This window comes from Nonomuraea basaltis (genome assembly GCF_005893125.1).
In the GTDB taxonomy this organism is placed as follows: domain Bacteria; phylum Actinomycetota; class Actinomycetes; order Streptosporangiales; family Streptosporangiaceae; genus Nonomuraea; species Nonomuraea basaltis.
The window spans coordinates 1-18,335 of sequence record NZ_VCJS01000076.1 but is presented as its reverse complement, the minus strand read 5'-3'; the positions used below and the strand labels follow the sequence as shown (position 1 = coordinate 18,335).

The following is an 18,335-nucleotide window of genomic DNA, read 5'->3' as shown; positions in this document are numbered from 1 at the left end:
CACCGTGGTGAATCGGATAGGTGAACGTCGCCGACGCGAGGGACGCCAGCGAAAAGAGATCTTGGTCTCGTGAGCACCTTTGAAGGAATCGCCGAAATCGTCCTGCGGGTCCGCCGTGCGGACGGCTCCTGGTCCGTCAGATCGATTTGGGTTGTCGTGGTGGACCAGGATGTCTACGTCCGCTCCGCATTCGGGCGCCGCGGCGCCTGGTACCGCGCGGTCCGCGCCGGCGCCCCTGCCGAGATCGAAACGGCCAGGGCGATCCTTCCCGTCCGGCTGGAACCGGTGCACGACCCTGCCGTCCATCGGAGAGTCTCGGATGGTTACCGGGTGAAGTACGGGCTGAGCTGGCCGGGCCCGGTGGAGACGATGCTCACGGACGAGGCGTGCGCCACCACGATGCGCCTGCACGTGGGTGATGCCGGGAGCTTGGACGGCCAGGCTGTCCCCGGCAGTTCCGAGGGTGCTCGGAACCCGCCCGCGTCCTCACTGGATCGCCGGCAGATCCCTGAGCTGCCGGCGTGAGGTGATGCCCAGCTTGCCGAAGATGTTGCGAAGGTGAGCGTCGACCGTACGGGGGCTGAGGAACAATCGGGCGGCGACCTCCTTGGAGGTCTCTCCGGAAGCGACCAAGCGAGCGATGTGCGCCTCCTGCATGGTGAGCCCTTCTCCCGCTCTGGACGAACGGCTGCGGGCGTGTTCGCCCGTGGCACGCAGTTCGCCGGCGGCGCGGCGGGCGAACGCCTCCACGCCCATGCCGGAAAACAGCTCATGAGCGATGCGGAGTTGCTCTCGTGCGTCTCGCCGCCGCCCCTGCCGCCGCAGCCACTCCCCGTACAGCAGGTGCGCCCGGCCCCGGTAAACGGCCGCCCGGCTGCCTTCGAGGTGCGTGAGGGCCTCGCGGTAGGCGTCCTCGTCGTCGGTAACCAGTGCCCGGCAGTACGCCTCCACGCCCAGTCCCCAGGCGGCGCCGCTGGCGGAAGTGCGCTCGGCCAGGGCCGCCAGCGCCGTCGCGGCCGGTTCCCGCTCGCCGCAGCGCACCGCCGCCTCGATGAGCTCGGGCAGGGTGAGCCCGCTCGTGGCGAGTTCGCCGTTCTCGACGGCCTGCCGCGCTGCGACGAGCGCCGCCGGGTAGTCGGCCAGGCCGTTGCTCAGCACGGCCGTCGCCCAATGGGCGCTGAGGGTCATCGGGTTCGCCGTGGTGGCGGCCTCGATCAGCTCGGTGGCCTCCTTGCGGCGACCGCGCAGGGCCACCAGATGAAGCCGGGGGTAGATCAGCGGTGCGGCCCCGGTGACATCGGCGATCGCGTCTCCTTCGGAGATCAGCTCGATGGCCGTCCTGAGGTCGCCGGCGTGTGCCGAGGCGGTGGCCAGCATGGCCAAGCCGATGGAGAGAGTGAGATGCGAACCAGATTCGCGACCCGCCTCCACCACGCGGGCGGCGATGTCGAAATAGGCGTCGAAGTCCCATAGCTCCACCGAAAGCAACGAGCCCAGCGACGGGCGCCGGATCCACACCTCGTTGTCGACGTCAGCGACGATCGGCCGCAGCACGGGGACCGCGGCCCGGTGGCCGTCGGTGGCCAGGCTGACAAGGGCGTCCAGTACGACATCGGCGCTGTCGGGTGGCTGCGGAGCCGGCGGCGCCGAACGGGCCGCGTCAACGATCGCGCCCATGGCGTCCCCCACGTGGCCGATGATGATCCCCATCTCCAGCGCGTCCAGGTAGCAGGCTCGCGACCATTTCACGTCCACATCAGCCAGCTCCTGGGCCGCTCGGAGCAGGTAGGTGGGGGCGTCACCGGCGCCGCGGTGCCGGGCGAAGGAGATCCGGCCGTGCAGGAGGCCGACGCGTGCGCCCTGGCGCCGGTTCAGAGAGCCGGCCGCCACGCTGGTCAGGAGTTTCGGCTGCCACATCCAGCGCGCCCGCCTGGAGTTTGGCCTGTGCCGCCGCGAGGACTCGCTCGATACGCCGGTCGGGGTCGAGCGAGAGAGCCGCCGCCCGTTCGAGGAAGGCCGCCGCGGCCGCCACGCCACCGCGCGCCTGAGCACGGGTCGCGGATTGTTCGAGTTCCGCGGCCACGTCCTCGTCGGGTCCGGCGCTGGCCTGGGCGCGATGCCAGGCCAGCCGGTCCGGGTCCGCCGCCGGGTCGGTGGCCGCGGCCAGCGCGTGGTGGATCTTGCGGCGTACGGCCAGGTCTGCGGTTCGGTACGCGGCCGATCGCGCCAGTGGATGACAGAAGCGGATCCGTGTCCCGAACTCGGCCAGGGCGGCGGCTTCCGCGGGTCCGGCCGCCGTCACGTCCAGGTCCAGCAACTCGGCCGCGCGCCACACCAGCCTGGGGTCACCGATCGGCTCGGCGGCCGCGATGGTGAGCAACAGTCGTGTCTCGGCAGGCAGGGACGCCAACCTGGCCTGGAAGCTCCGCTCGATCTTGTCCGAGGTCGAGGAGGCCTCGGGGAGGGCGAATCCCCCTGCCATCGCGGCCATGCCCGCGCTTCTGGGAAGCTCCAGCAGCGCCAGCGGGTTGCCGCGTGCCTCCGCCAGGATGCGGTCACGTACCCGCTCGTCGAGCGGAGCGCGGATCTCGGCGGCCAGCAGCGCGCGTGCGTCCGCCTCGGTCAGCCCGTCGATGGCCAGGCTCGGGAGCTCTTCGAGTTCGGGCAGGGGGCTCGATCGGCGCAGGGCGAACACCACGGCCACGGGTTCCGCGGCGACCCTGCGGGCGAGAAAGGCCAGTGCTTTCGCCGAGTCGCGGTCCAGCCATTGGGCGTCGTCGACCACGCACAACAGAGGGCTTTCTCCCGCCGCCTCGGCCAACAGCCCCAGTGTGGCGACGCCGACCAGGAACGGATCCGGCGTACCGGTGTCCAACCCGAAGGCGATGTCGAGGACCTTGCGGTGCGGACCCGGCAGCGCGGAAAGATGGCTCAGGACCGGCGCGCACAGCTGGTGGAGGGCGGCGAAGGGCAGCTCCATCTCGAACTCCGCCCCGGAAGCGAGCATGACCTCGAATCCGGACGCCGCTTCCCGCACGTACCTCAGCAACGCGGATTTGCCGATGCCCGGCTCTCCACGCAGGACCAGCGCCCCTCCCCGGCCACCTCGCGCCGAGCCGATCAACTCATCGAGCCGGCGGATCTCGTCCTGCCGGCCGAAGAGAGCACGCGAAGACGGCCCTGATCGCCTTGCGTTCTCGGGCACGTCCAACTGTGTCACACTCAACCTTCGCCTCCGTCTGCCGCTGACCGCCAGCACCCTACTGGGCGTGCAGGCTCTCGGCTCTGCCCGGGGGGCTGATCAAGGCGGAGGCCACCCTCCTGCCCTGAGACGCGAACTCCTAAGTCGTCCAGCCCTCCGGCGCGGCATCACGGAGCCGAGGAAGCTCGTGGGCGGACAGTCGGGCGAGCGCCGTGGCTTCATGGGGCTGCCCGGCCTTTGACGCGATCCGAGCCCCACCGGATAGGTAAGAGTCGCCGACGCGAACGCGCGCGAGCCACTGCGATCGTGGCGATTATGAGCAGCGCCCCTCCTGGCTAAGGGAAACGCGCTCGATCAAAAGCGATCCCGACGTTTCGCAAGGCGTGCGGCGGAGGCAGGGAAGGGGACTGGTGAGCAGTGGAGGGGTGGGCGTGTTAGGAGCCCAGGTGCAGGCGGCACGAGACCGTGCCTTCGCGGGGCGGGTGGCCGAGCTGGGCGTTTTCCGCGCCGCACTGTCCGGCGGCGCGAAGCCTGTCGCGGTGGTGTACCTGCACGGGCCCGGAGGCATCGGCAAGTCCATGCTGCTGCGCCGCTTCGCCGCCGAAGCGCGGGCGGCCGGACGTCGTGTGCTGGAAATCGACGGCCGGCTCATCGAGCCCACTCCGGAGGCGTTCGCGAAAGAGGCCGAGACGGTGCTCACCGGCGAACGCGCCGTCCTGCTCGTCGACACCTTCGGACGATGCCAGGGACTCGAGGGATGGCTGCGGGACAGGTTCCTGACCCGGCTGCCGGCCGGGGCGCTGGTCGTCATCGCGGGACGGCAGCCGCCGGACGTGCGGTGGGTCACCGATCCGGGCTGGGCGGAGCTGCTGCGGACCGTGGCCCTGCGGAATCTCGCCCCGGACGAGGCCACGGCCTTCCTGCGCCTGCGTGGCGTGCCGGAGCGGATGCACGCGGCGCTGCTGGCCTTCACCGGCGGCCATCCCCTCGCACTGGCGCTCGCCGCGGCGGTGGCCGAGCGGGACGAAGAGGGGAGGGCGGACTGGCGGCCCAGCCGGGATGTGATCGAGACGCTGCTGCCCCAGCTGATCGGCGAGGTGCCCACGCCGGTGCACCGCCGGGCTCTGGAAGTGTGCGCCCACGCCTATCTCACCACGGAGTCGCTCCTGCGTGCCGTGCTCGGCGACGAGGCGGTGCAGATGTTCGCCTGGTTGCGTGGCCTTCCGTTTGTCGAGTCCGCCCAGCAGGGTCTATTCCCGCACGACGTGGTGCGTGAGGCGCTGGAGGCGGACCTGCGGTGGCGTGATCCCGAGGGGTACGCGGAACTGCACGGCAAACTTCGCCGCCACTTCTTCGAGCGGATCCAGACGGCCCCCGAGAGCGGGATGCTGCCCGCCGTGGGCGCGTTCATGTATCTGTACCGCACCGATCGGTACATGTCCGACTACACCACCTGGCGTGGCGAGGGCGAGCTGTGGCTGAGCCGCTGCGAACCGGCCGACCACGCCACGGTGATCGACATGACGGCCGAGGTCGAGGGGCCGGACTCAGCGGCCCTGGCGCGTTTCTGGCTGAGCCGACAGCCGGAGGCGTTCCGGCTGTGCCGGTCGACGCGGAACGACGAGATCGTGGGCTTCTCTGCCTGGCTGCGGTTGACCGAGCCGTACGGCGAAGACGCCGACCCCGTGATCGAGACGGTCTGGGCGCACGCCCGAAGCTCCGCCTCGCTGCGTCACGGCGAGCATCTCGGCGTGGCGCGCTTCTCCGTGACCTCGCCGAAATATCGCAAGACCCCCGACAGTCCCATCTCGCCGGTCGAGGATCTCCATCAGTGGCGGATCGTGGCCGAGATCGCCCGTGCCGGGCCCAGGCTGGCCTGGTCGTACCTCGCGATCCGCGCCGGAGAGTTCTGGGCTCCGTACATGACGAGTCTTGGCCTCGAGATCATCGCGGACCGGCCGCGAGTCGGCGATCTGACCTACACGCTGTTCGGGTACGACTGGCGGATCCAGCCGGTATGGACATGGGCGGAGGAGCGGACCCGTCTAATACTGTCAGGCCTGCCGTTTGTTCCTGAGGCGCCCGCCACGGGCCGGCGCACCGAACTCGTGGTCCTGGACCGGCCGGAATTCGATGCCGCCGTGCGCGACGCGCTGCGCGTGCTGCAGCGGCCGACGGAGCTCGCGATGAATCCGCTGGCCCGCAGCAGGTTGATCGTCGAGCACGGTGCGGCGCTGCATGACGTACTGACCCAAGCCATCGAAGCGCTGCGCAAGGAGCGGGGCGGCGAGAAGCACCATCGTGCGGTCGCGGCCACCTACCTGCGCAGCGTGTCCACCCAGGAGTCGGTCGCCGCGCGGCTGGGGCTGCCGTTCAGCACGTATCGCCGGCATCTTGCCGGCGGGGTGGAGCGAATCTGCGATGCGCTGTGGCGCCAGGAGATATACGGGGCAGGCGCCGATCAGCGGGATGCAAGGCATCACTGAGCTGCGAACCGCCGATCGTCGCAGGCCGGCGCGCCGTGGTGACCCGGAAGGGCACTGCTGGTCGGTGACGTGGCTGCGCTGGGCGATTCATCCGCTGCGGCACCGGCGCTCGACCTTCCGGGTGGGACAGCGGCCCGACGCGTACGGGCGGGCGTTACCGTACGCAGGAGTGCTCATGGGATTGAACGGGCGAGGCGTACGTGCACGGTGAGGCCGCCGGCGGGGTTGGCGGTCGCGGTGAGCGTGCCGCGATGGGCGGTGGCGACCGCGCGGACGATCGCGAGGCCAAGGCCGTGACCACCGGGCCGCCCGGCGTCGCGGTGGCGGGTGCGGCCGGTGCCGCGGGTGAAGGGCTCGAACAGCACCTCCACCTGCTCTGGCGTCACCAGCGGGCCGGTGTTGGCGACCGTGATGACGGCCTGGCGCCGGTCGGCGCCGACTTCGACCATGGCCAGGCCGCCGGGGTGGTTGTGCCGGATCGCGTTGGCCACGAGATTGACGGCGAGCTGGCGCAGCAGGGTCGGATCGCCGTCCACCAGTGCCGTGTCGAGCCGCGCGGTCACCGACACGCCGCGCTCGGCAGCCTCCCTTGCCGTGATGGCGATGGCGTCGCGGGCGAAGCCGGCCAGGTCGGCAGGTGCCGTGGTGGCGACGCCGTTCTCGGCGCGGGCGAGGTCGAGCAGGGCGGTGACGATCCGCTCGCTGCGCTCGTTGACCTCGGTCAGCTCGGCGAGCAGCGTGGACAGGTCACAGGCCGACGGGTCGGCCGCGGCGAGGTCCAGGAGGGCCTGACTGGTGGCCAGTGGGGTGAGCAGCTCGTGCGAGGCGTTGGCGGCGAAGCGCCGGTGCCCCTCGAAGGCGGCCTGGAGACGGGAGAGCATGCCGTCGAAGGTGTCGGCCAGCTCCCTGAGCTCGTCGTACGGCCCCTGCAGCCAGACCCGCTCGTCCAGGTTCCCGCCGGCGATCCTCCCCGCGGTGGCGGTGATCCGGCGGATGGGGGCGAGCATGCGGCCGACCACGAGCCAGCCGACGCCCGCCGCGCCCAGCACGCACACCGCCAGCGCCACCCCGGAGGCGAGCAGCAGCGTGTCGAGCACCTGCGTTCCGGCGCCGGCCGGCGCCGGAACCGTCCCGCTCGGGGACACGGCCGGCGTAGGGGCGACGGCGGGGGTGAGCAGGCGGGACATCAGCAGGTAGACCATGGCCAGCGCGGCGGCCGTACCCGCGGTGAAGGTGGCGCAGTACAGCAGGGTGAGCCGGGCCCGGATGGTCAGGCGGGGGCGCAGGCCCATCACGGCGCCAGCCGGTAGCCGGAGCCGATCTCGGTGTGGATCGCGGGCGGGTCACCGAGCTTGCGCCGCAGCGAGTGCACGGTGATCCGCACCGCATTGGTGAAAGGGTCGGCGTGTTCGTCCCAGGCCTTCTCCAGCAGATGCTCGGCGCTGACCACGCCACCCTGGGCGATGAGCAGGATCTCCAGCACGGCGAACTCCTTGCGGGTCAGCCGGATGTCACGGCCGTCACGGCTGACGCGCTGGGTGTGCGGGTCGAGCCGTATCCCGGCGCCGGTCAGCACCGGCGGGCGGGTCTGGGCCGGGCGCCGGTGCAGCGCCCGTACCCTCGCGACCAGCTCGGGGAGCCGGAACGGCTTGGTCAGGTAGTCATCGGCGCCCAGGCCGAGCCCGCTGACGGTGTCGTCGAGCGTCCGCGCCGCGGTCAGCATGAGGATGCGACACGCCGAACCGCTCTCGACGAGTCTCCGGCACACCTCGTCACCGTGCACGATGGGCAGGTCGCGGTCCAGGATCAGCACGTCGTACGCGGTGACGGCGAGCCGCTCCAGCGCCGCGGCGCCGTCGGGAGCCAGATCCACCGCCATGGCCTCGCGGCGCAGGCCCGCCATCAGGGTTCGCGCCAGCAGTGATTCGTCCTCGGCTATCAAAACCCGCACTGGCCCACTCTCTTCACCGTGCCCGTCACTCCTGTGCCCATCCTGGCCGAAGCGGTGTTCGGCCGGCATTTGCTCACGGACCGCGCCGATGGCCAGATTTCCAAACCTTGGCCGAATGCGCCTTCCGGCTCAATGGGGGTGCTCGAACACCCACGAGCGAGAACATCGGCGAACAGGAGCAGCGAATGAAGATACGGCTCAAGCCGGCGGTAGTGATCGGCGTCCTCGTCCTGGGCGGGCTCACCGCCGCCGGGGTGGCGTACGCCTCGGAAGGCGACGGCAGCGCTTGCGGGGCGCCCGGCGCGCTGTCTCCGGCGCTCGGGCCGGCCTCAGCCCCAGCGGCGGACGCGGGAAAGCGGGAGCCCGGCGACGGCCCGCTGTGCGTGCCGGCCGTCCCGGCGGTCCCGGCGAAATGACCGAACGCGCCCGCGCACCGAGGTGCGCGGGCGCGTGCCGCCGCGATCGGCGATCCAGGTCGGATGTCCAGGTGGGGCCCCTCGAAGGGTCGGGACGGGCAGAAGTTGGCATCGAGTGGCCTGGTAAGTGAGTAACTCGCCATCCGATGCTTTGGCGCGGCGTCACAAGGCGTGACGTCAGGGAGGATCTGATGGTCAAGTTCAACCGTTCGAGCGCGATCGCCGTGGTGGCCACCGCGGTCATGGCCAGTGGCTGCCTGATGGCGACACCGGCGACCGCGGGGACGGCCGTGGACGTCTATCTCGCCGGCACCCTGGTCGGGGACGACGAGGTAGGGACGGGCGACAAGGACGGCGGGGCGCTCGCCCTGTTCCACATCACCGGGGACAAGATCGAGTACGCCGTCCAGTGGCGTGGTACCGAGGCCCCGACCGCGTTCCATATTCACCAGGGCAAGACAGGGAAGAACGGCAAGGTCGCCGTACCCTTCTTCGGGGAGCAACTGCCCGGCCGGCTCAACGCCGTGGCAGGCGTGGCCCGTGCAGATTCCGGGCTGCTCAAGAGCATCGCGAAGAACCCCAAGAACTGGTACGCCAACCTGCACACCGCCGAGTTCCCCGACGGCGCGGTCCGCGGCCAGCTCGCCAAGGGTGGCTGGTAGCGGGCGCGGCTCTGCATGGGGGGTCATGACCCTCGTGATCTCGCTCATGCCGGCGACAGGCTCCACCGGCCAGCGAAATGGTCACGCCGGAAGCCGGGCTGGGGCGCGATGGGCGGCGGCACTGGACGGAGGGGCACCGGCTACCCGACCATGCCGACCACGACGCCCTGGCCGCCGGGATCGTGATCATCGATCCTGAGCAAGGAGGCGATGGGACGCGAGGTCTCCGGCCGGGGCACCTGAGATGCTGTCATTGCGATCAGGCTCTCCCGCATCAGCCGGGGGCCGGGCTCCCGGCAAAGGGAATCCGGCCCCCGCATGTCTTCTAGCCGATGGTCCTCTTGATGAAGGCAGTCATCATGACGTGCCCCGTCAAGTTGGGGTGGGCGGACTTGGCGCCGAGAGGCATGACGGGCTCGATGAACCGCTTGTTTGCGGGCTGGCACATGTCCGCGCCCTTGGTGGCCGTGTACAGGTCGACGTAGGTCGTGCTGTTCCACGCCGCCTGCTGCCTGAGCATCTCGTTGAGCTGGAAGACGGTGCGGTCGAGGTACGGGATGTCGCCCTTGGCGAAGGGCACGGACTCCCACTTGCAGTCGGCGCCGTTGGCGGGTAGCAGCGAGGGGTAGCCGACCAGCAAGACCCGTGCGCGGGGACTGCGCCGCTTGATGTCCTGCAGGACCGCCCCGATCCGGGGGGACAGCTTCTCGATCCGCTGTCTTAGCTGGTCGCCGTAGTACTTCTCGCAGGGGTTGCCGTTGCGGTTATTCGTGGCGCCCGATATGCAAGTGGCGATGATCTCCGAGAAGCCGATGTCGTTGCCGCCTATGGTCAGGGTGACCAGCGTCGTGTCCGCGGACAGGGAGTTGGCCTGCGGCGGTTTGCTGCCCTGGTGGTTCCAGATGCTGCGGGTGGTGGCGCCGGTGCAGGTGGCGTTCTTGAACGAGGACTTGTAGACCAGGGCCAGCAGGGCTGGGTAGCTCCTGTTGGAGCGCGCGCACTGGGAGTCCTGCTGGCCGCTGAGGCCGCTGCCGGAGGCGTACGAGTCGCCGAGGGCGACGTAGCGGGACGTGACGGCCGTACCGGCCGTGCTGCCGGTCCCGGCGATGGCGAGGCCGGCGGTGGCTGAGATCGAGGCGCTGACCACTGCGGCCGTCGTGGCGATACGCCGCGCGAATCGCATGCGGATATGTCCGGTCATAAGGGTTCTTGGCTCCATGGGGGTGTCCGGGTGTGAACGAGACGATGGGGCGTCGTCGGAGCGCCATGCGCTGCCTTTTACCGCCAGACGCAGACGATCGCACCGCGCGCTGATCACTTCACAGCTCAGACGGGTGTTCAGCCGCGCTCACTACTGATCAGCGGGACACCCGATCCATCCGTACGCCCGGCCGACGCGGGGCTTCGCGCGTACCTTCTGGCGGGCGCCTAGGCGCTGGGAGGCCGGACGCCATGGGATCGAGGTGGGGTGGCCGGCTCATCTAGCGCCCCGCTGATGAACAGCGGTCAGCTTTCCGGCTTGCTCGTGATCTTCTTTCCGCGGACCGCGGAGTAGAGCATGGACGCCTGGAACAGGCCGGCCGCGGTCAGAATCCACACGAACGTGGTCGGCGCTAGCTCTGGCGCGACGAGCGTTACCAGCCAGGACAGCGGCATGGTCACCACGAACAGCCAGACGCCTGCCAGGCCGTCGTTGTCCGGCAGCCGGACCGAGATCTCCACGAAGAGTCTCACACCGATGATGAGCAGGATGTAGGATCCGCTGAGCGCCACGGCGAGGTTGCCCCGCTTGTACCCGGCGAAATGGCGGTATGCGTTACGAACCGATCTCATGAATGCCGCTCTGTCGAAGGAGGGCCATCCGGATGCGCGTCCGGGCCCAGTGGCAGACGTTGGAACGATGACCGCCCCGGAGCGCATAACCGAAGTCCCCTGGCCTGATCTGTCGGGCACACCGTGGCAGCGATGATTGCTCACGCACCAGTCCACGCGATGCTCACCTCTACTCGCTTCCCGGAGTAGAAGGACGACAATCGCTATGACGATCTGACGACTCCGTGGAGGCCATGCCGTCCTTCATCCTCGACCGCGCCTACGAGCGCATGGCCGAGCTCGGCGTGGACCCCGCCCGGATCGCGGCGATGCGGGCGGAGGAGCAGGTACCCCCTCCAGGCCCAAGCGAGCCGCTCGTGGAGCTGATGGTCGTCTTCGTCCCACCCCGGCTGCGTTCCTTCATGCCCAAAGAGTTGCCCGAGCACGACGAGTGGCGGCGGCGCAACCAGCTGCCCCCCAATCGCGCCTCCCCGCCTGTGACTTTGATGGCTTGATGCGTGAGTTACCCGGCGGTATTTGGCGTCTTGTTGGTGGGGCCGCTCAGTGGGTGCGGCGGGGTGGGGCAAGGACGCCGGTGACTTCGGCGATGGCTTCGCCGCCGGGTCGGACGGTGCGGGGGTTCTTGTGGCGGGTCTTAGCCATGATGAGGTTGACCGGGCGGCGTCGATCTCGTCTTTGAGCAGGTGCAGCAGTTTCAGGTAGGTGCTGGCGGCGCACCAGCGCGGCGGCAGCCTGGAGTACTTGATCGGCTGATGGCTACGCCTTCGCACCACGTCCGTGGACGTGATCCCGGTTCGTCCCAGGACTTCGTACGGTGCGCCCGGATCCAGTGAACACAAGTGAGCACCGAATGGCCTGCTTCTCGCCCTCGTAAGTGAGCGATCGCCGGCGTTACCCTCCCTACGGTCCGGCCCCAATCATCGTCGTCCCCCGGGAAAGTGCCACGCACGATCGGCATGCGCGTGCTTCGGCGCCGTTTTGACATGCCATTCCAATGTGAACCGACCCCGGGGATCCGACCTCTCTCAGGAGGAGAGCTGTGTATCTCACTCAAGGACTGCACCGAGCCGTCCAGCTGACGCCGGACCTGCCCGCCACCATCTGCGGAGACCGAGTGCGCACCTGGCGGGAGAGCGCAGACCGCGTCGCCCGGCTCGCCGGGGCGCTGCGCGGGCTGGGCGTGACCAAGGGAGACCGGGTCGCGATGCTGTCGCTCAACTCCGACCGCTACCACGAGTACCTGCTGGCCGTTTGGTGGGTGGGCGGCGCGGTGAACCCGGTCAACATCCGCTGGAACCCGGTGGAGATCGGATGCTCGCTCCGCGAATCCGAGACCAGGGTCCTGCTGGTGGACGACCTCTTCGCCACCCATGTCCCGGCGCTGCGCGACTACTGCCCGCACCTGGCCACCGTAATCCACTGCGGGGACGGCGCCACTCCCGAGGGGATGACGCCATACGAAGAGCTGATCACGAACGCCGATCCGGTTGCAGACCTTCGGCTGGGCGGAGACTCCCTGGCCGGCCTGTTCTACACCGGGGGCACCAGCGGACGTCCCAAGGGCGTCATGCTCAGCCATGCCAACATGCTGGTTTCTGCGATGGGCTCCGTGGCGCAGGGCGGCCCCGCGGTGCCGGGCGGGCGGATGCTCCACTCCGCCCCGCTGTTCCACATCGCCGGCCTGGCGGCATGGATCGGGCAGTACCTGGTCGGCGGCACCCATGTCATGGTTCCGGCGTTCAACCCGGTGAGCGTCATGAAAGCCGTCCAGGAGCATGAAGTCACCTCGGCCTTGATGGTCCCCTTGATGATCCAGGCCCTGGTGGATCACCCTCAACTCGGTTCCTACGACCTGTCGAGCATGACCACGATCATCTACGGGGCCTCGCCGATCTCCGAGGACGTCCTGACCCGCGCCATGAAGGAGTTCCCGGCGGCCGGGTTCACCCAGGGTTACGGGATGACGGAGCTGGCGTCGACGGCGACCCTGCTGAGGGCCGAAGACCACATGGCGGGGGGCAGGCTACTGCGCAGTGCGGGACGGGCCGCCACACACTGCGAGGTACGGATCGTGGACACCCACGGCAACGATGTACCGCGCGGCACCGTCGGCGAAGTAATCGTCCGTGGCGGCCATGTGATGCTCGGCTACTGGAACGATCCGGACGAGACCGCCGCCGTGGTGCGCGACGGCTGGATGCACAGCGGCGACGGGGGCTACATGGACGAGGGGGGATACTTGTACATCGTCGACCGGATCAAGGACATGATCGTCACGGGCGGGGAGAACGTCTACTCCACCGAGGTGGAGAACGCCGTCTCGCAGCATCCGGCGGTCGCCGCCTGCGCGGTGATCGGCGTACCGGACGCGCAGTGGGGCGAGCGCGTCCACGCCATCATCGTCCTCCAGCCGGGCGCCACCGCGACCGCCGAGGAGATCCGCACGCACGCGAAGGGCCTCATCGCCGGCTACAAGGCCCCCCGCTCCTGCGAGTTCGTCGAGGCCCTGCCCATCTCTGGCGCGGGCAAGATTCTCAAGCACGAGCTGCGCGGAAAGTACTGGGACGACAGCGATCGGCAAGTCGGTTGACAGGACATTCTGGCCGCGGGCGGCGCCACCCAGCCGCTGACGCCGACCATGCAGGCCGGGCCGGGCATGAGTTCCCCGCCGAGCCCCGAGCGGGCACGCCTACGCCGCCGACTCCTTCGAGGCGATCCTCGGCCGCATCGACCATCGCCCTTCGGGCAGGGAACGTCGATCCAGAAGCGTCCGGCTTCTCTGACGAGACGGGCGCTCACAAGGGCTTGGCGCCGGTGGCCTGTCGTCGCCCTCCTGGTCGCCGGAGCGGTCGCCGCGGCGCTGTGGTGGGCCCAGCCGGGCACGATCCCGCCCACAAGGCGTCGCCCACACCGTTCACCTACGCGGGCAAGTGGGCGGGCAGCGCCCAGCATCCGCCCGCCGGCGGGCGAGGGTGCCTGCTGCCTTCCTTTGTTCTGCCCTGCTCTCAGGGATATTGGATGTTGAGGATGTCGGTGACACGGTGCTGATCGCGGCGCGCACCGTGGCGGCCGAGGCCTCATCTCCGGAGTGTGGGCTGCTCTCGACCCGGGTGCACAGCCGGTATCGCCGGACCGTGTGGGATCTGGCGATGTGCGGGCGGTCGGTTCGGATCGAGTTGGAGGTGCGCCGCTTCTTCTGGCCCACACGCGCAGGACCTGGCCGCGTTACACCCTCGCCCCGCGCCTCGTACATCTGACTCGCCGAGCGACCCTCCCCGTCCTGAAGACACCGCCGAGCCGTTGTGGCCAGAGGTGATCAGGAAGTGTGGCTGGGTTATGAGCAGTTACCTGTGCCACTTTGGGGCTGATCAACGAGGTCCCCCAGCAGCAGCGAGGCGCTGGTGAGCCCTTCCCTGCGGGAGCGACCGAGGACTGTCATCGAGCGACAGCTCACGGGCGACGTGGGACTTACCGCTGCCTACACAGCCGACGACGGCGATTCGCTTCATGGGCATGACGTTGCACGATAGCGACCGCCGAGGTCAGGGGCGGAGCATCCAAGCAGTGCGGCTGCTGATCGTTTCGCGCAACCCGGCTCAAGCCGGATGAAGTCGTCGGCTCAGTAACCCGCTCGTCGTCGTCGCCATACTGAGGCGGTGCTGGAGGCCAGCCGCCAGCTCGGCCTGGAGGGCATCGTGTGCAAGAGACTTTCGGCACCCTATCGGCCAGGCCACCGCTCGCCGGCGTGGCGCAAGGTCAAAGCGCCCGGTTCGCGGATGTGGTGATCGGCGGCTGGCGACCGGCAGCCCCCGACGGGCACCGGGTGGGTGCGTTGCTGCTCGGCGTCCTGGACCGCACCGGGCGGCTCACCTACGTCGGCACGGTCAAGACCGGGTTCACCAACGCGATGCGCCTCGATCTGGCCACCCGATTGCGCCCCTTGCAGCAGCAGCGCAATCCATTCACCGGACAGGTACAGGACGAACACGTTCACGTCGTCCGGCCGAGGTGCTCGATCGCGCCGATCGCCCGTGCCCGGGGCACGTTCCAGCAGGTACTGGCGAGCCGGCGTGGCCCGGTTGAGGCCACGCCGGCTCAGGACATCGGTCACGACAGTGGCCCGAAGAAGGCCTGCAGGTCGGACGCCAGCTCGGTGGGGGCCTCCATCGCCGGGAAGTGTTTGCCGCGTGGGAACTCGGTCCAGTGTGCGTCGGCCGGTGCGGGCATCAGCTTGCGTACCGTCTCGTCGGCGCCGAAGATCGCGAAGCCCTGCGGTACGGCGGGTGGCGCGCCCCAGTCGGAGGAGTGCGCCTGCTCGTACAGGGTGTGCGCGGCGGTGGCGCCCGAGCCGGTGAACCAGTACAGGCTGACCGTGGTGAGGAGCTGGTCGCGATCGACCGGCAAGTCTGTCCATTCGTGGACCTTCTCGGCGATCCAGGCGAGCTGCAGCAGGGGTGAGTCGACCAGGCCGTAGCCGATGGTCTGCGGCCGGCTGTTCTGGATCGACAGGTACCCGGAACCTTCCTTCGTGAACTCGTCCATCCGCTCCAGGATCAGCTTGTCGACCGGGTCGTCGCCGTCGAGCCGGTCGGCCATCCCGGGCAGGAAGGTGGCGACGTTGGCGGCGGTCAACGGATCGCTCACCACGTGTACGCCGATCACATGTTCGCCGTCGAGGCCGGCGACCGCGCCGGACACGCCGGCGCCGACGTCGCCGCCGTGCACGCCGTACCGGTCGTAGCCGAGCCGGCGCATCAGCTCGACCCAGGCGCGTGCGGTACGGCCCATCGCCCAGCCGGTCGCCCCCAGCGGGGTGGAGAAGGCGTAGCCGGGCAGGGACGGCGCGACGACGTGGAAGGCCTGGCCCGCGGCGGGGTTGACCAGCGGCTCGATCAGGTGCAGGAACTCGGCGACGGAGCTCGGGAAGCCATGCGTGATCAGCAGCGGCTTCGCGCCGGCCTGCTCGGATCTGATGTGCAAGAAGTGGATGCGCTGGCCGTCGATCTCGGTGGTGAACTGCTGGTACTGGTTGAGCCGCGCCTCCTGGGCACGCCAGTCATACTGCGTGCGCCAGTACTCGGCGAGCTCCTTCAGGTAGTCCAGTGGTACGCCGCGAGTCCACCCCACGCCGGGTAGCTCGCCAGGCCAGCGGGCGGTGGCCAGCCGGTCGTGCAAGTAGTCGAGGTCGGCTTGGGGGATCTCGATGCGGAAGGGCTGGATGCCGTCGCTCATCGCGCTACTCCTCGTCAAGGACCCGTACGAACGGGCGCGTACGAACAAGACTAGGAAACAACGGGGAAAGGATCGTTCCTAGATTGCCGTTCTTCTCCCGGCAGCGGCGGCAGATGCCTACCGCGCATTTCATGGCCGTCTTCGACCCCTATGCCGCACGGATCGACCAGGTGCTGGGCCGGTTCGACCCCACCGTGCTCGTCGCGGCGGCGGCCAAGGTCGCCGCGCGCCGACGAGGAGGTCCCGCTACGCCCTGAGGAAAGACGGCATGACAGCGCCGCCCGCCGCTCACCATCCCGCTGCGGCCCCGGTTTTCGCCGTTCGCTGGCGCCGACATCTGCCGCCGGGCGGGTCTGGCCCTTCCCGACGACGCCGACCGTCCTGCCTTCGATCATGATCTGTGGGATTTCACGCACGTTATCGGGCTGCTCGTCCAGATGCGCCTCCATGAGCGGCGCTTCGACTTCAATGCGGCCGACCGCGCCGCGGCCGCCGCGATCACCAGTCGGCGGCAGAGCGAATACCACGACGCCCAGCGCCGCGAGCGGTAGGCCTTCGCCGCCCAGGCACGAGCAGCCCGTGACGGGACCGAGGCCGACGCGTCCATGGACATCTTCAACGCCATGGCCGAGATCCGCATGGCCGCCTCGCGGGCGCTGGCGTGGCTGCACAAGCAGCCGATCCGGTTCACCACCGATCGCGCCCAGGCCATCGCCGAGCTCTGCGACGGCGCCGAGGCAGCCATCACCGCCGTCCGGGACCTGGCCACCGGCTCCGCCCTGGACGAATCCGCTCTGGCGAAGTTCCTGGACGAGAACGGCGGGCTGCTATGAGCCGGCGGCGCGACGCGATGGGATTCACGCAGGCCGAGAACGACGTCGCGGAGGTGATGATCTGGTTGCGCAGCAACCACGGGCGCGAGGTCAGCTACGCCGACATCGCCGCCGGAGCCGGGATCACTAACGGTCACCGGCTGCGGCGCGCGGTCCGGGTCGTCCGCGTGATCGCGGCCAACCCGCGGCGACCGCCTGGAAAGGTTCATGCCCTCCATCGACCCTGCCCGGCGCAGGGTCTGAGTCACCCGCTACATGCGCCACACTCGATCGCCCGCAAGGAGTTCGCAACGATGGCCAAAGCCACCGACGAGTGCATCACGAAGGTCGCCGGCATCGACACGGTCGGCTCCCAGGTGGTCCGGCATGAGAACACCGGCCTGCTGACAGAGATGATCGCCGACTTGGAGGCCCGGCTCACCGAGCCGACGGCAGGCTGACCAGGGCCCATCGCCCCTCAACGACCAGCCCAGAGCATCATCATGACCACGCTCGAACGCACTCTCGCCAAAGCCCTCACGGAGATCGTCATCAGGCTTGATCGCAGCGACGACGACGCCATCACGCCCAAGGCCACGATGGAAGTGCTCCAGCCGGTAATCGCCTCCTGCAGGCCCTCCGAGGGCAACGAGGCGTTGGGGAACGCCATGGCGTCAGGTCAAGGAACCGCCGACGGCTTCATCAGCGTTATCAACTGGATCGATCGCAGATCCTGTACGTACTCGAGATGCATGTACGCGCCCCCGAGGCCGAATCGATCCCAGGCCGGGTATTCCCCTTGGTACTCGATGTGGCGCCGCTCACGCGAAGCGCTCGGTGAGCCGAGGATGGCTCGCACCTGGGCCCGGGACATGTCGAACCGGATGCCTGATGGGATCACGCCCACGTAGCCGTCATAGCCCTGGTGCCCGTCGGCATACAGGTGCACGGCGTCGATCCGTCCGTTCTCTCCGACAACGAACGACAGGCCAGACTTGGGTGCATCGCCGTACACGGTAACGTTGACCGATTCAAGCTTCACCGCATCGTCCACCAGATCCGGGGACGACTCGACCGCCTCCGGTGGCGCGTCCAGGAACGTCAAGGCATCCAGCATGGGTAGATCCCATCAGCTGCGTTCGCCGCCTGCAATCGCGATCGCTGCGTCGAGGTTAGATGCCCCGTCCGATCAACGACTCCGGGGACCCGCTCAACGTCGACGGCGCTGCTCAGATGATCGCCGCCCTGGAAGCTCGTCTCACTGAAACCACAGGCTGACCAGGAAAGACGCCTCTCGCGACAAACTGGCTAGGAGCTCTCATCGTGACCGTTCTCGAACGCACCGTTGCGAAAGCCCTCACCGAGATCGTCATCCAGCTCGATCTCAGCGACGACGACGCCATCACGCCCGAGGCCTCGATGGCGGTGCTGAACCCTGTGATCGCCCTGTTTCAGGACCTGCCAGGACCGAAGAGCGCTCGTTGAGCTGATCAACCAGTGCGCTCACGAGGAAACCGACCCCGAGCGGCACCTGACCGCCTGGGAAACCCCCGAAACCCTGGGCCTCCTGCCCTGCGGGACCCTAAGTCCCGGGCAGTGATCTTCACTGATCATGAATCTCCGGCAGCGCGGGGAGCGTGATCCCGTCCTCTGCGACGATCGCTGCGAGGACCTCGGCAAGCAGTGTGGCTGTGAGCGATAGTTGGCGGAGCCGACGCCAGGCAGCTCGCAACCTGAGCCC

At 69.0% G+C, this 18,335-nt stretch carries 21 protein-coding genes and 1 pseudogene; 13 read left to right on the top strand and 9 right to left on the bottom strand.

All coding sequences use genetic code 11. From position 1 onward, the window contains the following. The first annotated feature begins 69 nt into the window (after positions 1-69). Positions 70-525 (top strand): DUF2255 family protein, encoded by a 456-nt coding sequence (locus tag EJK15_RS31585; protein WP_138714134.1) that lies wholly within the window; start codon positions 70-72, stop codon positions 523-525. On the opposite strand, the gene EJK15_RS73040 is transcribed toward EJK15_RS31585, so the two are convergent. Continuing rightward, entirely contained in the window at positions 487-1,917 is a 1,431-nt protein-coding gene (locus tag EJK15_RS73040) for a helix-turn-helix transcriptional regulator (protein ID WP_206061200.1), read from the bottom strand. The two genes, EJK15_RS31585 and EJK15_RS73040, sit on opposite strands and share 39 nt — an antisense overlap. Then, positions 1,799-3,220, bottom strand: a complete 1,422-nt coding sequence (locus EJK15_RS73035) for an AAA family ATPase (RefSeq protein WP_206061199.1) — start codon at positions 3,218-3,220, stop codon at positions 1,799-1,801. Before EJK15_RS73035 ends, EJK15_RS73040 begins: the two co-directional genes overlap by 119 nt. A gap of 428 nt (positions 3,221-3,648) precedes the next feature. Here EJK15_RS73035 and EJK15_RS31575 point away from each other — a divergent pair, with 428 nt between their 5' ends. Then, the gene (locus EJK15_RS31575) at positions 3,649-5,688 is read left to right on the top strand and encodes a MalT transcriptional regulator family protein (RefSeq protein WP_138714133.1); all 2,040 of its coding nucleotides are present in this window, start codon (positions 3,649-3,651) and stop codon (positions 5,686-5,688) included. Between the two features lie 173 nt (positions 5,689-5,861). Here EJK15_RS31575 and EJK15_RS31570 read toward each other — a convergent pair whose 3' ends face one another. Continuing rightward, positions 5,862-6,980 (bottom strand): sensor histidine kinase, encoded by a 1,119-nt coding sequence (locus EJK15_RS31570; RefSeq protein ID WP_138714132.1) that lies wholly within the window; start codon positions 6,978-6,980, stop codon positions 5,862-5,864. Continuing rightward, positions 6,980-7,639 carry a response regulator transcription factor gene (locus tag EJK15_RS31565; protein WP_138714131.1) on the bottom strand — a complete coding sequence of 220 codons (660 nt, stop codon included), beginning with the start codon at positions 7,637-7,639 and terminating at the stop codon, positions 6,980-6,982. Before EJK15_RS31565 ends, EJK15_RS31570 begins: the two co-directional genes overlap by 1 nt. A 185-nt stretch (positions 7,640-7,824) precedes the next feature. Between EJK15_RS31565 and EJK15_RS31560 the strand changes: the two genes are divergently transcribed. Both EJK15_RS31560 and EJK15_RS31555 read left to right on the top strand, forming a co-directional pair. Further along, a complete protein-coding gene (locus EJK15_RS31560) occupies positions 7,825-8,055 on the top strand; it encodes a hypothetical protein (RefSeq protein WP_138714130.1) in 231 nt (76 codons plus the stop codon). A gap of 191 nt (positions 8,056-8,246) precedes the next feature. Beyond that, the gene (locus tag EJK15_RS31555; protein WP_171074645.1) at positions 8,247-8,717 is read left to right on the top strand and encodes a CHRD domain-containing protein; all 471 of its coding nucleotides are present in this window, start codon (positions 8,247-8,249) and stop codon (positions 8,715-8,717) included. Between the two features lie 325 nt (positions 8,718-9,042). Here EJK15_RS31555 and EJK15_RS31550 read toward each other — a convergent pair whose 3' ends face one another. Both EJK15_RS31550 and EJK15_RS31545 read right to left on the bottom strand, forming a co-directional pair. Continuing rightward, complete coding sequence (locus EJK15_RS31550; protein ID WP_171074644.1) at positions 9,043-9,918, bottom strand: SGNH/GDSL hydrolase family protein; 876 nt, start codon at positions 9,916-9,918, stop codon at positions 9,043-9,045. A gap of 305 nt (positions 9,919-10,223) precedes the next feature. After that, on the bottom strand, positions 10,224-10,550 hold the full coding sequence (locus EJK15_RS31545) for an SCO4225 family membrane protein (protein WP_138714127.1): 327 nt from the start codon (positions 10,548-10,550) through the stop codon (positions 10,224-10,226). A 233-nt stretch (positions 10,551-10,783) separates the two neighbouring features. Between EJK15_RS31545 and EJK15_RS31540 the strand changes: the two genes are divergently transcribed. The 5 genes and pseudogenes from EJK15_RS31540 to EJK15_RS77750 form a co-directional block, all read left to right on the top strand. Next, positions 10,784-11,044 (top strand): hypothetical protein, encoded by a 261-nt coding sequence (locus tag EJK15_RS31540; RefSeq protein WP_138714126.1) that lies wholly within the window; start codon positions 10,784-10,786, stop codon positions 11,042-11,044. Positions 11,045-11,589: 545 nt separating this feature from the next. Then, positions 11,590-13,140 carry an acyl-CoA synthetase gene (locus EJK15_RS31530; protein ID WP_138714125.1) on the top strand — a complete coding sequence of 517 codons (1,551 nt, stop codon included), beginning with the start codon at positions 11,590-11,592 and terminating at the stop codon, positions 13,138-13,140. A 340-nt stretch (positions 13,141-13,480) separates the two neighbouring features. Next, positions 13,481-13,807: a transposase family protein gene (locus EJK15_RS77760; protein WP_420847111.1), complete on the top strand. Its 327-nt coding sequence runs from the start codon at positions 13,481-13,483 to the stop codon at positions 13,805-13,807. A 399-nt stretch (positions 13,808-14,206) separates the two neighbouring features. Next, the gene (locus tag EJK15_RS77755) at positions 14,207-14,335 is read left to right on the top strand and encodes an ATP-dependent DNA ligase (protein WP_420847110.1); all 129 of its coding nucleotides are present in this window, start codon (positions 14,207-14,209) and stop codon (positions 14,333-14,335) included. After that, positions 14,296-14,505, top strand: a pseudogene (locus tag EJK15_RS77750) (ATP dependent DNA ligase); the annotation flags it as partial. The gene EJK15_RS77755 and the pseudogene EJK15_RS77750, both read left to right, overlap by 40 nt. A 152-nt stretch (positions 14,506-14,657) precedes the next feature. On the opposite strand, the gene EJK15_RS31515 reads toward EJK15_RS77750, so the two are convergent. Beyond that, entirely contained in the window at positions 14,658-15,782 is a 1,125-nt protein-coding gene (locus tag EJK15_RS31515; RefSeq protein ID WP_138714124.1) for an epoxide hydrolase family protein, read from the bottom strand. 113 nt (positions 15,783-15,895) lie between these two features. Between EJK15_RS31515 and EJK15_RS71005 the strand changes: the two genes are divergently transcribed. The 3 genes from EJK15_RS71005 to EJK15_RS31505 all read left to right on the top strand — a co-directional run bounded on the left by EJK15_RS71005 (position 15,896) and on the right by EJK15_RS31505 (position 17,055). Continuing rightward, positions 15,896-16,039 carry a hypothetical protein gene (locus tag EJK15_RS71005; protein ID WP_171074641.1) on the top strand — a complete coding sequence of 48 codons (144 nt, stop codon included), beginning with the start codon at positions 15,896-15,898 and terminating at the stop codon, positions 16,037-16,039. A gap of 348 nt (positions 16,040-16,387) precedes the next feature. Further along, on the top strand, positions 16,388-16,615 hold the full coding sequence (locus tag EJK15_RS31510; RefSeq protein ID WP_138714123.1) for a hypothetical protein: 228 nt from the start codon (positions 16,388-16,390) through the stop codon (positions 16,613-16,615). Continuing rightward, a complete protein-coding gene (locus EJK15_RS31505) occupies positions 16,612-17,055 on the top strand; it encodes a hypothetical protein (RefSeq protein ID WP_138714122.1) in 444 nt (147 codons plus the stop codon). The genes EJK15_RS31510 and EJK15_RS31505 overlap by 4 nt, the downstream gene beginning before the upstream one ends. A gap of 17 nt (positions 17,056-17,072) precedes the next feature. Here the strand turns inward: EJK15_RS31505 and EJK15_RS31500 are convergent, their stop codons facing one another. Both EJK15_RS31500 and EJK15_RS31495 read right to left on the bottom strand, forming a co-directional pair. Next, positions 17,073-17,264, bottom strand: a complete 192-nt coding sequence (locus EJK15_RS31500; protein WP_138714121.1) for a hypothetical protein — start codon at positions 17,262-17,264, stop codon at positions 17,073-17,075. 9 nt (positions 17,265-17,273) lie between these two features. Further along, positions 17,274-17,711, bottom strand: a complete 438-nt coding sequence (locus tag EJK15_RS31495) for an outer membrane protein assembly factor BamE (protein WP_138714120.1) — start codon at positions 17,709-17,711, stop codon at positions 17,274-17,276. A gap of 206 nt (positions 17,712-17,917) precedes the next feature. Here EJK15_RS31495 and EJK15_RS71000 point away from each other — a divergent pair, with 206 nt between their 5' ends. Continuing rightward, positions 17,918-18,079 carry a hypothetical protein gene (locus EJK15_RS71000; RefSeq protein WP_171074642.1) on the top strand — a complete coding sequence of 54 codons (162 nt, stop codon included), beginning with the start codon at positions 17,918-17,920 and terminating at the stop codon, positions 18,077-18,079. Positions 18,080-18,335 lie beyond the last annotated feature (256 nt).

Bases quoted from the DNA above. Each gene is read 5' to 3' on its own strand.
- EJK15_RS73040 (WP_206061200.1), bottom strand. From the start codon at position 1,917: ATGTGGCAGCCGAAACTCCTGACCAGCGTGGCGGCCGGCTCTCTGAAC.
- EJK15_RS31570 (WP_138714132.1), bottom strand. From the start codon at position 6,980: ATGGGCCTGCGCCCCCGCCTGACCATCCGGGCCCGGCTCACCCTGCTG.
- EJK15_RS31560 (WP_138714130.1), top strand. From the start codon at position 7,825: ATGAAGATACGGCTCAAGCCGGCGGTAGTGATCGGCGTCCTCGTCCTG.
- EJK15_RS31555 (WP_171074645.1), top strand. From the start codon at position 8,247: ATGGTCAAGTTCAACCGTTCGAGCGCGATCGCCGTGGTGGCCACCGCG.
- EJK15_RS31550 (WP_171074644.1), bottom strand. From the start codon at position 9,918: ATGACCGGACATATCCGCATGCGATTCGCGCGGCGTATCGCCACGACG.
- EJK15_RS31545 (WP_138714127.1), bottom strand. From the start codon at position 10,550: ATGAGATCGGTTCGTAACGCATACCGCCATTTCGCCGGGTACAAGCGG.
- EJK15_RS31540 (WP_138714126.1), top strand. From the start codon at position 10,784: ATGCCGTCCTTCATCCTCGACCGCGCCTACGAGCGCATGGCCGAGCTC.
- EJK15_RS31515 (WP_138714124.1), bottom strand. From the start codon at position 15,782: ATGAGCGACGGCATCCAGCCCTTCCGCATCGAGATCCCCCAAGCCGAC.
- EJK15_RS71005 (WP_171074641.1), top strand. From the start codon at position 15,896: ATGCCTACCGCGCATTTCATGGCCGTCTTCGACCCCTATGCCGCACGG.
- EJK15_RS31510 (WP_138714123.1), top strand. From the start codon at position 16,388: ATGGACATCTTCAACGCCATGGCCGAGATCCGCATGGCCGCCTCGCGG.
- EJK15_RS31505 (WP_138714122.1), top strand. From the start codon at position 16,612: ATGAGCCGGCGGCGCGACGCGATGGGATTCACGCAGGCCGAGAACGAC.
- EJK15_RS31500 (WP_138714121.1), bottom strand. From the start codon at position 17,264: ATGGCGTTCCCCAACGCCTCGTTGCCCTCGGAGGGCCTGCAGGAGGCG.
- EJK15_RS31495 (WP_138714120.1), bottom strand. From the start codon at position 17,711: ATGCTGGATGCCTTGACGTTCCTGGACGCGCCACCGGAGGCGGTCGAG.